Genomic DNA, 12,329 nt, shown 5'->3' with positions numbered 1-12,329 from the left:
ACGCTGTAACCAGGCTGTCGGCCGTATTCAGCATGCTGGAAATCCGGCTGCGGTCAACCGCCTCAACCAGCAGGGCCATCTCAGGGGTTGTACCGGCTACCGCCAGATCCAGGGTGGCACCGGGGGCAACGGACGCACGGGTGTTCTGGGTGACATCCAGCAACACCGTACCCATGCCACCCTGGCTGTTGACCATGATATCATTGCTGGTGCTGGCCAACAGTTTGATACTGCTGGCTGCAATCGTCGCATATTGGCCGATTTCGGCCACGGCACTGCTGGACAGATCCAAATCCACCGAACCTTCAACCCCACTGCGCCGGATTTGGGCATCCACAGCCACCTGTGCATCCAGGATCAACTGGCCACCGATATGCGCCGAACCATAAAAACCAACAAATCCATCGACATCGATAGACATGCCTTCTTCGCTCTTGGAAGACAGGCTGGAATAGCCCTTGAGTACGGCATTTCCCTGGGTATTGAGGGTAAAACCGGCATCCAACTCGATCGATTCGGCTTCAACCACCAGGTCGGACAGGCCCAGATCAAGGTTTTCAAGCAAAACCTTGTCCACCCCACTGCCCCCCCGCAAACCAACCAACTCGGTCGGCACGGCAAAGAGCAGGTCCGTAATGTTGTCACCACTGATCCGCAGCATGCCCGCTTCAGGTTGCGTGAGCGTGACATTGTTGGCATTGGCTCCCAGGTCAAGGACAAGTGAACCCAGAGCACTGCTGAGTTGCATCAGATCGCCGTTGATGGAAGTGAGCCGACTGTTTTGGGAGGCTCCCTTGCTCAGATCGATCACTGTTGCCTTGTTGTTTACGATCAGGCTGTCCAGGTTGAAGCTTTTGTCACCGGCCTGAATCTGCAGCAAATCGAAAGGCACATTTTCGGACGTCAAAGGCTGGTCCTGTGACGTTTTAAGCTGCAGTAGGGGATCTGCCGACATCAGGATACGATCTTCCAGCTTTTCCAGTTGGACCCGTGTCCTTTTCAGGGATAAGCGACGGTCAAAAATGCGTTTGCTTAATTTGTTTCCCATTTCGATCAGTCCTCAAGCAAAAGTGAAAGCGCTTGTTGGGCATCGGTCCGCGAAGCTTCACAGTACAATGTCACAAAAGGTTCTCCCTGCCCGTCGACACCAACCTGAATCCAGCCTAAGGGGCGCTGCCCCATGCGCTCGATGCACTGTTTGTCGTCGGAAAACAACCAGTCTTTTTGCAATATTGCCAGTGCCGGTTGCAAATCAACTACCCGCAGCCCGCTCTCGTAAAGGCGCACGCTGCAGGAGGAACGTTCGCTGGCCTGTTCAGTCGTCGTCAAAAAATCACCTTCATGCCAGTAGGGTCGAGCGGCCAGGGCAGTCCAAACCGCGCAGGCGGCCACGGCATAAGCCGGAGTGGCGGCTGGCTGAACCCCTTCCCGTTGCTCAAGAATCTCCTGCAACCGTCGAATTGTGACAGGTTGGCGCCAATAGTCACTGGTTCGTGTACGGTCAGGATTACCAGGGTGCCATTTGTATCCCCGCATGGCCAAAGAGCGTTTCTCTACAACCGCTGTTTCAACAGCACCCAGACGGGATGCAAAAGAGAGATAGACCTTGAGTTCCAGATAGTCATGTGTCTGTTCTATGGCCAAAAGAATCTGGCTAACCTCTCCCTGAGCCGCCAGAAAAGAGTCTGCCTGAGAGGCAGGCATACCCAGGGAGGTGGGCAGTGCTTGCAAACGCCGGGCTGCAACACCTGCAGGTGAAAAACCCAACAACAGACGATCTGGCCGCAGACCCGTCGGGCTCAGACGACAGGAACTCTCCCAACCGATCACTGGCAAACCCTCTACCTGCTTCAGTAGCGAGCGCAGCCCGCCGGCAAAATCGGCGCGCTGCGCGGCGGAAAATGACCAGGGCCAGGGCGCAACCTTGGTCATGACGTTCTTCTCCCCTGCCCTTCAAATGGCAAGGCGGAACGCATCCACTCATCGGCTTTGAGAACCGACCAGCGGCGGGCAAACGCTTCGGCTTCGAGGCGGGATTGCGCCCAGCGAAAGGCACGCTGCGCGGCCAGAGCCAACCCACGCACGGAGTGACCAGTCAACAGCGAAATAAAGCTGCGAAAACTCTCCGGCAACAGACGCACAGCCAGATCGTCATCCAGACTGAGATAGATCGAAACCGTGCCCGGATCGCCCTGACGACCACAGCGACCCGCAAGTTGTCGGTCCACCCGCAGTGATTCATTGATTTCGGCCACGACCACATGCAAACCGCCACGCTCGACCACGCCCTGGCCCAGGCGAATATCCGTGCCACGCCCCGCCATGTTGGTGGCGATGGTGATCACCCCGGCTTGACCGGCCTGACTGACAATTTCTGCCTCCTCTGCATGGGTCAGCGCATTGAGCACCCGCACCTCGCAACCCGCATTGCGCAGACGTTCCGCCAACATTTCACTGGCGTTGACGCTGCGCACACCCACCAGTACCGGACGACCCAGGCGGTGTTCTTTGAGCACCTCCTCCAGGATAGCCTGCCATTTGCCAGAGCCACTCCGTGTAATCACCGGGGTGCGATAAATCGTCTGTCGACGGCGATGCTCCGGAATACGCACCACCTGCAAGCCATAGACACGCCACAACTCTGCCGCCGCCTCCCAGGCTGTACCGGTACAGCCAGACAGCTTGCGAAAACGGCTGAAAAATGCCTGAAAGCTCATCTGGGTCAGGGACTCCTTGGGGGTGGAGATCGTTACTCCCTCGCGGGCTTCGATGGCCTGATGCAGACCCGCTGTCAGTGAACGTCCGGGGGTCATGCGACCGGTAAATTCGTCCAGAAGAACCACCTCGCCATCCTGAACCACATAGTGATGGCCGGGCTTGAAAAAATGGCGCACAAAGAGGGCCTGCCGCAACAACTCCTCACGCCGCTGCGCCGGACGCCAAACCACAGGAATATCCCGTATAAAATGGGTCAAGCGCTCCATGCCCGACGGAAGCAGTTGTACGTTCTTGCCAGGGATGTTGCTCGAATAATCCTCGCCCTCGACGAGAGTATCGGCCAATTGTGAGACAATCATCACCGCCTCAGCCAGACCGCGGTTTTCGCGGGATGCGGAAAGGATCAGAGGAGTCACCGCCTCGTCGATCAGGATACTGTCGGCCTCATCAACGATGGCCGTGTGCACACCACGCACCAGAACACGTCCGGGCGGTTCTGTTCCAGCCACGCCGTTGAGCCAGGCCATGAAAGCCGCCTGCGTGCGTTGCTCACGAGAGCCGGAGCCAATTTCATCCCGCAAATAATCCGCCAGCAACTCCTTGGCTGTGAGATAAACCACGTCTGAGCCGTATTGAATTGCCCGCTCGGCCTGTTCCATGGTCGAAACAACGGAAGAGACGCTCAGGCCACAGGCGTGATACAGTCGCGTCATCTCTTCGGCATCACGATGGGCCAAATAATCGTTGGCCGTGATGATGTGACAGGTCCGGCCAGAAAAACCGGCCAGCACACCAGCCAGGCCAACGGTGAGAGTTTTCCCTTCGCCGGTAGCCATCTCGGCCAGCAGGCCACGATGCAGAGCCAGCGCACCCATGAATTGAACGGGATACGGTTTGAGACCCAGGTGACGCAGCGCCATCTGCCCCACACAACCGATGGCCTGGATGAGCATACCCTTGCCTTCGGCGGGGTCCAGACGCAATGAATCACGCAACTCTCCAAGTCGCACGCGCAACGCATCGTCCGTGAATGTGGACAAAGCCTCACACGCCTCCAGTGACTCCCTCCCTTGTCGTGTCAGCTCTTCCACCGGTGAACGCCAACGACGCCAATGGCCTATCAGATGGTGGGCCAAGGCATCCAGTCCTTCGACCCTGGGCTGCAGAGGTCGCAGAGAGGTGGAACGGTCCAACGGAGTGGCTAGCGAAGAAATCGGCCGAAAGTGGGCGTGGGCAAGAGGGCTCATACGCGAAACCTGCGCTGAAAAAGTTGGCGCAACTTGCGCTCCCACTGCGCAAACAACGGACGATCCGAGAGAGTCAAACGCATCGTCCCCACATGGCCGTGCAGCAAACGGGCATGGGTCAGAGCATCAACCGACAGAATGGACTCAATGCGAAAGAAGGATTCTGCGGCGGTCAAACCACTGGAATCGGCATTGGAAACGGCAATATCACCGCCACCGGCCATCCCCAACGCCCTGGAAGGCAATTGCCCCTGTTCAAACGGCATGACCACCGTGGCTTGCGCCAGAAGGTTGATCTCCTCCTGTCCACGCAGGCGCACTTCAGTCTGTTGGATAGTGTCCTCAAAGGCATGGCTAGCCACCTGAGGCAGGACCGCGACAAATCGCCAATCCTCCTGATTGACAATGGTGCCCGCAGAGGCGCCTCGCCCAAGCCACTGACCATGACTGGCATCCAGTTCACTGGCACTCCAGATTCCCGCCACTGGCGCCACCACCAGCAACCCCTCCTTTCGCCCCAGAAGGGTGGACAGGCTCTCTTCTGCCGCCTGTTTTTGGCGATAGATGGCACTCAACTCGGCAACTGCTCCGGCAATCGCCTGAATCTCCTGGGCCTTGAGTTGCTTGAGTTGCATTTTGGCCGCCCGAATTTCCATCTCCAAATCGGGATTGCTCAAACGCAGCAGGGGTTGTCCTCGTTGAACAACAGTGCCAGGACGTGCAAGCAACTCGGAAAAAAAGCCTTCGCTCTCCACGTGCAACTGACGCGACTGGCCGGCCTGTACCACCCCCATCACTCGGATACGATCCGGTACGGGTAACAGGCCCAAAACCATGATGGCAACCATGCTGAGCACCAGCGAAATCCCCACGGCATGGGAACGGTGGTGATCCAGATTGGGACTGCTTGCCAGGTATTTGACAAATTTGAACAGAGGCACTACCAGCGACATAAAAAAAAGCAGAATTGCCAAAGCCACGCCCAACTCAAAATATTCGCCGGCAATGAACAACATGATGTTGAACATCAGCAGGAGCCAATAGAGCATGCTGAGCAGACCAAAGGCAGGCAACAACCAGCTCTCCGTGGCTGTACGTGCGGCTGGCTGGGCATGCGGCAGTTGCAGAAGAAAACGTTCGCCCAGATAGCGCAGTTGTTCACGGGAGCGTTGAAAAAGATTAGGCACTTCCAGCGCATCGACCAGAATGTGGTAACCGTCGAAACGCATCAACGGGTTCATATTGAACAGCAAGGTGGAGACGCTGGCGACAAAGATCACGTTGTAGGCCAACGCATTGAGGGTGCCAGGAGCGGTATTGGCCCACACCAGTGCCGCAGCAGCGGCAAAAGCCAACTCAGCCACCACACCCGCCAGGCTCACCAGAATGCGCTTTGACCGTTGTTTGAAACCCCAGGCAGAGGTTGCATCCACGTAGGGCATGGGCGCAAAAATCAGCAGCATCACACCCATCCGGTGCACCTCACCACCAAAGCGTTTGCACACGGCCGCGTGACTGAACTCATGCAGCAGTTTGGAAATCAAGAAACCGATGTACAACAAACCCAGGTTGGATGGCGCCAGCAGCCCGGAGCCTTGATCAAACAAACGGGATGACTCTTCCATCAAAGCCTTGCCACCAGCCAGCAGCAGCAAAAGATAGAGCACCATACCGACCGGACCATAAATCCGCCGGATCAGGGGCATGGCTTTCTCAAGCAGATGATCCGGATCGTAAAGTGGTATCTTGATCGACAGAAAACCCATCAGGAGAGCCACGGTCTCGCTCTTTTTGCGCCTGCTCATGCGCTCGAACAGAGTGGCGGCCGAATCGCTGCGATCATATTGCAACAGATTGGACAGATTCAACTGACCCAGAAGCTGCACGACCTCTTCCTGGGTCAATGCCCGTTTTGGATCGGCGGCCAACGATTCGTTCCAGGCCTCATCGACCGAACATCCACTCTCCAGACGACACAAAAAGGCATAGGCATCCGGTGAAATGCGAAACCAGTCATTGCTGAACCTGTCACGCAAGATCACCCACGGTTCGCCCCTGAAATATTGACGATGCGCACCAACACTGCTGCGCAACTGCACCTGTACAGAGGCTACCCGATGCCACGCATCGCTGAAAATTTTTCCGCCTGCCAGTTCCAGATTCATAGCCAGAAAAACTCCCGCAGGAAACGGACGGTACGTTGGGTCATGACCCAGATCAGCGGACGATCACCGGCAGCCAGCTTGGCCGAACCTCCCATGCCGGGCCGCCATCCTGGCTTCAGATTGCCCAAAACAGAGGCACGTGCCAGGTAGACCGTCCTACCCTCTTTGGTGATGGCCGCCGGATCGATGCGATCGACCACGATCTGATACCGCTCATCGGGACGTCCGACCAAGGCGAATTCACCCGTCATGCCGACAGCCACTTCATGGATATAGGCTTGATCGATCTCCAGTTCGAGGTAGGTTTCCGTCGTCTGTGCCAGTTTGAGCAGCAGATCCCCTTTGCGCACGGGTGCACCCAGATTTTTTTTCAGTTCCCCCTCGATCACCACACCGGCATAGGGAGCCTTGACCTGCGCATTGTGCAATTGATAACGAATCAACTCCAGTTTGGCGGCTGATTGTTGTTGGCGTGCCAGCGCAATTTGCATCTCCGCCAAGAGTCGACCCGCCTGAGCCTTTTCGGCCTCGCGGGTAAAACGCACCAGATCGGCTTCGGCCATCGACTCTTCGACCAACAATTCGCGTGTGTCCAGTTGCACAAGGGTTGCCCCCGCCACGACCTGGTCACCAATATCCACGTAGACTTGGCGCAGATAACCATCGAATGGCGCGGGCATGAACAAAAGCCCCTGGCTGCGCACGCTCACGGTTGCATCCACCCGGTAGGCCCACAGGACCAACGACAGCACGGCGACCACCAGGAGCACGCCAATGCCAGCGACCTTCCACGCCACGTGCTGCGGACCAGCAAAATTCTTGACCTGTCCACGAATATCGTCCCACCAGCGGGCCAGAAACCATCGATCTTTTGCCCGCAACTCTGTCAACCATGGTGCAACAGACTCCCCCAGAAGGGCCAGTTCCCACAGATCGGCGGCAGCCAGGACTGAACTCTTCCGTTCCAGGCAGACGACGGCCTGCACCGTTTCGCCGCTCGCCAAAGGAACAGTATTCAGACAGGTTTGGCCCAGACTTTCCGCATAGGTCTGGTGGGCCCGCAGCACGGCGTGGGAATCAGGGGGGGCAGGATAGACCAGCAGGGATTCCTGCTCCATGGCCTCTTCCAATGCCGCTTCAAGCAGATTCACCGCCGTCGCATTGGCATCAAAATTCTCAACATGGCTCATGGCCTCCAGGCGGATGGAGGATCCGGTCAGCCAGCCCAACGAAACGCGCTCACACGCATAGCGCAAGGCCAACTCGTTACACAACACCATGGCCGCCTGAAAAAAGGTCGTCTCCTGGCTCAGTTTGATACCAAGACGCAAGATGTCGTGCAGGCGCGCAGCCTGTTCCTGGGCGGGAACAACGGAGGAATCCTGCAACTGGGTTGCAACCTCCTCCGGCGTGGTCGGTACGCTGGTTGCGGTCGGGTTCGCCATCTGTTCCCGAACCAGGGATTGCTGCATGTACTGCACAGGAATCGCAGAGGCCAGGAGAGCCCATTGACACAAGGAGGATTCATTCCAGTCATCGGCCGCAATGCCAAGAACCACGACCACCAACACCTGACCTTCGCCGCCGGATACCCCCGATGGTTGCATGACCAGAGAGAGCCGTTTCTCCCCATTCCGATCGGCAAACACGGGAGTGGTTTGACTGCACGCCAACAGTCGCAAGGTCCAATCCGGATCATCCGGCATTTCGCCCCCTTGCGTTGGCCACTGAAGCCGGGCTCGCCATGGTTGACCCACCGCCGAACTAAGCAGCAACACACGCCGTGCGGAAAGAACCTGCCCCACACTCTGCAGATACAACGACCAGAATGCCTCTGCAGAGCCTTCAAATCTTGCCAGAGCTATCAACACAGTGCCGGTCTGTGCAGAAGATGAAGTCACTCGAGAGAACTCTGCCTCCATGTCCAAGCCAATCCCTTAAAACATCATTTGTCCTGAAATACCTGGTTTTACCGAGCCGTCCAGGTTGTCAAATTCAGCGATCACCTCAACCAGACCACTGGCGGCATCGGTGACGGGCGAGACAAACACCACGGTTCCCTGACGCAACAAGGTCTTCTCCTCCGGGCCATTGAGATCAAGTTTGATGGTAACCTTTCGATCCTCACGCAGTGTGGCACCGACCCAGGACGGAACCGTGCCCATGAAACGAACGCGACTGACATCTACCAGATGCATGACAGGTTCATTGGCTGCCACACTCTCACCAACGTGCAGCAGAACCTTGGTAACTACGCCATTCATTGGCGAGCGCAGGTGACGCCGCTCGAAAGATTCAATGGCCACATCCAACTCAACCTGCTCCCGAAGTTTGGCCGCTTCCAGTGCCTTGCGCTCGGAAGAGACAGCACTCAGCGCCATCTCCTCATCCTCATACTGTTTGCGCGATACGCCCCCGGAACCAATCAATTGCCGCAAGGATTTGACCTGCTCGGCCAGTTTTTTTTCCTTGCTGCGCAACTCCTCGATGCGCACGGTATCCGCCAACAACAATTTGCGCCGTTGCACCTCCAGCTCTTCGAGTCTGCGATCCAGATGCAACAACAATTCGTCGCGACGCACCTGCTGCCCTTCCTTGACCAACAATCCTTCAATACGGCCAACCACGGTCATGCTCAGTTTGATGTCCCGCATGGCCTGAGTCACGCCCGGGGCCATAAATGCCTGGGGAGTGCTCTCAGAGGCAGCATGGCCACGGCTGGCAGTCAAACTGGCAATACAGACCACGGTGGCAAGCAACGCAATATGAAAGATTCGCACAGCAAAGCCCCTCATCGAAAACGATCCAACAAGGTGCCTTGCGCAGCCTCCAGCAAAATTTGACCACGGGCAAAACCGACCTGCTGTTCCTGCAAAGCCAACCCCACATTGACCACGCGCTCTTCGCGCAGCAATATTTCGCGCATGTCACTGCGACCTGCAGCAAACTTTTTGCGTTCTACGGCCAGTTGCTGAACTTCGCGCTGTTGAGTCTGCTGCCACCATGTCCATCGCTCAGCCGTACTGGAACGCATGGCAAGACTGGTGTCAATATCGTTGGCAATCTGCACTTCAACCGCTTTAAGATTCAGAATGGCATCCTCACGGCGTAACAGAGCCGCTTTCACATCAGACTCAGCCTGGCGGTTGGCCCCCAGAGGAGTACTGAACTGCAGACCCAGACTCCAGTTGGGATAGTCGGACATGCTGTTGGCCGAGAGTGCCTTGTTCGCTGAATACTCCAGGCCGTTGAGACCATAGCTGGCGACCAGATCAATACGTGGCAAAGTCTGGTTTTTGGAGTAGGCCAACTGGATGCCCTCACGCTCAAGCTGAACCTTGCGCATCTGAAAATCATCGCGCCGATCCAGCGCGGTCTGCAGACACGCATCAAAAGAGATCGGTTTGTGGTCAATGGCTGGCAAATCGTCGATGGCACGAATCCCCATGTTGTTCTCTTCCACCAGAATCATGGATCGCAGGCGGTTTTCCCTTTCGCGTTCATTCTGTACCGCATCGCTGTGCGCCGATTTGTAACGCACCAAAGCGTTTTCCACCTCCCAAACGTCCGAATCCGTTGCACGCCCAGCGCGACGCAACTCCTGGGCCTCGCTGAAGAGACGTTCGCCCATATGGATCTTTTTTTCCTCGGCAGCCACACGCTGGTGCGCAGCCACCAATTCGTAGTAGGCGACGATTGCTTCGGCTGTCACGCTGGTTTCGGTATCGCTTCTGGCAAACTCGGCTGCCTTCGTGTCCAAACGAGCCACATTGAGGCGAGCCTCGGTGGCTTCGCTGCCAGCATCGCGAGCCAAAGGCTGGGTTAGCGACAAACTGGCCATGCTGCGGTTGTTGAAGGCGTCGGCAGGACGGGATGGATCAAGACGATCGGTATTGCTCAGAGTGCGGGAAAGCGAAACTTTTTCCTCAAGCTTGGCACCGGTGGCAGCCACAAGATGGCTGACACCGACACTGTAATCATTGGCCTCCCGTTCATAAGTACCCAGTCCCCTTCTGGTCAACTCCTCTTCAAACGTGTTTTTTTGACGGCTCATGCCGCGAATGGCTGAAGCGTTAACGAGGGGCTGGAAAGCCCCTTCGGCCCGATCAATACCCGTGGCGGCGATCTCGGCCTCGGTCTTTTTGGAAAGAATGTTTTTATTGCCAGCACGCAATTTGCGAACAAAATCCTTAAGCTCAAGCGGCATCACCGGCCTCACACTCAGGACGGGTGCACCCGTACCGGAAGGCTCTTCCTGGGCCCAGGCTGCAGAACCAGAACAAAGTACAAAAGCTGCCAACAACAAGACACAAGCTGGTCGCATGCCGGCAGGTCCATGTAATATATTCATATCATCACTCGCATATGACTCAACTTTCTGGCACCTGACAGGCACTGTCGGCCCAGTTCCATCATCCAGTGCCCCAATCCGTCTTACTGAATGGTTCCGCTGGATGGAACAGAGATTGTATTGGCCACATTCCCACTGGCTGACCCGGCACCTGCTTCGACGGTGGGCTTTTTGAGACTGGCCAGGTGTTCGATCTGGACCAGCGACATCAGATGAGCGTAGATCGCTGGCAAATACCCTTTCTGACGCAACTCAAGAAATTTTTGATCGGTAAAATTATTCAGACGTTCTTCGTTGATCACATAGCAACCTGTGATGTTGCGCACCTGATTGGCAACGTTGACACGCATGTTCAAGGGAGTCAACAGATTGTTGTGTACGAGAAATTTGATGAATTCATGGGTGACCTGATCCATCATTTGCAGTTCACCCAGGTAGCGTTTGACGTTTTCGATCACCTGGGTCGGGTTGCCCGCCTCATCAAACATGGCCGCTCCCTCGGTATCACTCAACAGACTGCTTGTTTCGTCCACGCAGACGATATAGCGATCCTCTTCCGGCGACTTGCTCAGGGCAAAAGGATAACGGCGGATGATGGCCGGAATATAGTTGGCGGTCCAGTTGCCCTGGCTGTCGACAAACAGGTTTTCACCAGCGTCCAACCCCAACAAGGCCACAGGGCGAAATTCATCGTTACCCTTGTCTTCCAGGAACAGAACCGGATAGTAGAATGCCGCACGGACAAACTCGTGGGTAGTCAAGTAGGCAAGATGAAAATTGGAGGCAAACGAAAAATCATTGCTCATGCGCACTTTTTTACCGGCATGACGATCCTTGTTGACCGGAACGACCTGTTCAAACATAAACTTACCCCTTCGTTAATATATTGACGATGCACACTGCGCGCACTTGGCATGAAACGCCAGAAAAACCGATCTGTTTTGCACACCAATCCCTCCAGTGGAGGTGTGAGGTGTGAGGTGTGAGGTGCGAGGTGTGAGGTGTGAGGTGTGAGGTGTGAGGTTATCACCAATCCAATAAGCAATCAAGTCATTAACGAACCAACGTCAACAGCATGGTTGATTTTGTCTGCCGATAGCGTCATCATCGTCGCACAGTAGCTGCTGGGATTCCAGCTGCGGCTCAGGTGGTTGGCTGGGCTGTATCGGCTCTTTGAAAATTGCGTTGCCAAGTGGGGGATCAGGCTCAAACCCTCGGTCGCAGCTTCTCGCGCTCACAGAGTTCCCGTTGGGTGTGTCCGTGCTCTTCCGCTTGGCTTGTTGCAAAGCCGATGGACACCTCTTTCTGGTGTCCGTTGGCCTGTTGTGAAGGGTGCGTTGGGATTCCTGCTTGCATCCAGCGCGCCCTTCTTGACTGTCGGTGTCTACCCCCATTCTGATTGATTGATCAACATGGCATCGACTCACATAAAAATGATTCAAAAACAGTATATTGTGCTTGATGGTGTTTGGCAGTGTATGGCTTCATGTGCCTCACGAAGCAGCACAACCCAAACAGGAGAAACACACATGAGTAACCTGACTGAAACCCAACAATCCACCCTGGAAGCCGCTGCCAAACGTGCCAACGGTTCCATCAACCCCCTGCCGGGCAACGTCAAGGGCGGAGCCCCATATGCGCTAACATGTTTTCCCCGATACAGCCATTTGTCGCTTACGTTTTCGCGGTGATTCTGCCAGTTGGGTCAGGATCACAGACCAATCTTTCATGACATTGTCGAAAGAAAATACTGGTAAAACAGTCTGTTGTACCAAATGAAACATGAAGGCAAATTCACGCCATGGACTGCGTCGATCCTGCACTTCGCTGGAGAGAGGCAACCCCCCA

At 55.9% G+C, this 12,329-nt stretch carries 9 protein-coding genes; all 9 read right to left on the bottom strand.

From position 1 onward, the window contains the following. Window positions 1–1,048, bottom strand: a 1,048-nt coding sequence (locus tag EJP87_RS09190; protein WP_130471571.1) for an LEPR-XLL domain-containing protein, incomplete at its 3' end; no start/stop codon positions are given. A 5-nt stretch (window positions 1,049–1,053) separates the two neighbouring features. Beyond that, window positions 1,054–1,932, bottom strand: a complete 879-nt coding sequence (locus EJP87_RS09185) for a hypothetical protein (protein WP_130471570.1) — start codon at window positions 1,930–1,932, stop codon at window positions 1,054–1,056. Next, entirely contained in the window at window positions 1,929–3,965 is a 2,037-nt protein-coding gene (locus EJP87_RS09180) for a preprotein translocase subunit SecA (protein ID WP_130471569.1), read from the bottom strand. The genes EJP87_RS09185 and EJP87_RS09180 overlap by 4 nt, the downstream gene beginning before the upstream one ends. After that, window positions 3,962–6,130 carry a hypothetical protein gene (locus EJP87_RS09175; RefSeq protein WP_130471568.1) on the bottom strand — a complete coding sequence of 723 codons (2,169 nt, stop codon included), beginning with the start codon at window positions 6,128–6,130 and terminating at the stop codon, window positions 3,962–3,964. Before EJP87_RS09175 ends, EJP87_RS09180 begins: the two co-directional genes overlap by 4 nt. Then, window positions 6,127–8,052 carry an efflux RND transporter periplasmic adaptor subunit gene (locus EJP87_RS09170; RefSeq protein ID WP_130471567.1) on the bottom strand — a complete coding sequence of 642 codons (1,926 nt, stop codon included), beginning with the start codon at window positions 8,050–8,052 and terminating at the stop codon, window positions 6,127–6,129. The genes EJP87_RS09175 and EJP87_RS09170 overlap by 4 nt, the downstream gene beginning before the upstream one ends. Before the next feature lie 15 nt (window positions 8,053–8,067). Then, entirely contained in the window at window positions 8,068–8,925 is an 858-nt protein-coding gene (locus EJP87_RS09165; protein WP_130471566.1) for an efflux RND transporter periplasmic adaptor subunit, read from the bottom strand. Further along, the gene (locus tag EJP87_RS09160) at window positions 8,922–10,481 is read right to left on the bottom strand and encodes a TolC family protein (RefSeq protein ID WP_130471565.1); all 1,560 of its coding nucleotides are present in this window, start codon (window positions 10,479–10,481) and stop codon (window positions 8,922–8,924) included. The genes EJP87_RS09165 and EJP87_RS09160 overlap by 4 nt, the downstream gene beginning before the upstream one ends. Before the next feature lie 83 nt (window positions 10,482–10,564). Beyond that, on the bottom strand, window positions 10,565–11,344 hold the full coding sequence (locus EJP87_RS09155; RefSeq protein WP_130471564.1) for a SapC family protein: 780 nt from the start codon (window positions 11,342–11,344) through the stop codon (window positions 10,565–10,567). 777 nt (window positions 11,345–12,121) lie between these two features. Further along, window positions 12,122–12,329, bottom strand: a 208-nt coding sequence (locus EJP87_RS18475) for a hypothetical protein (RefSeq protein ID WP_227657550.1), incomplete at its 5' end; no start/stop codon positions are given.

It is taken from the genome of Candidatus Magnetaquicoccus inordinatus, from assembly GCF_004217665.1.
Taxonomy (GTDB): Bacteria; Pseudomonadota; Magnetococcia; order Magnetococcales; family Magnetaquicoccaceae; genus Magnetaquicoccus; species Magnetaquicoccus inordinatus.
This window is presented reverse-complemented; position numbering and strand designations above follow the sequence as displayed.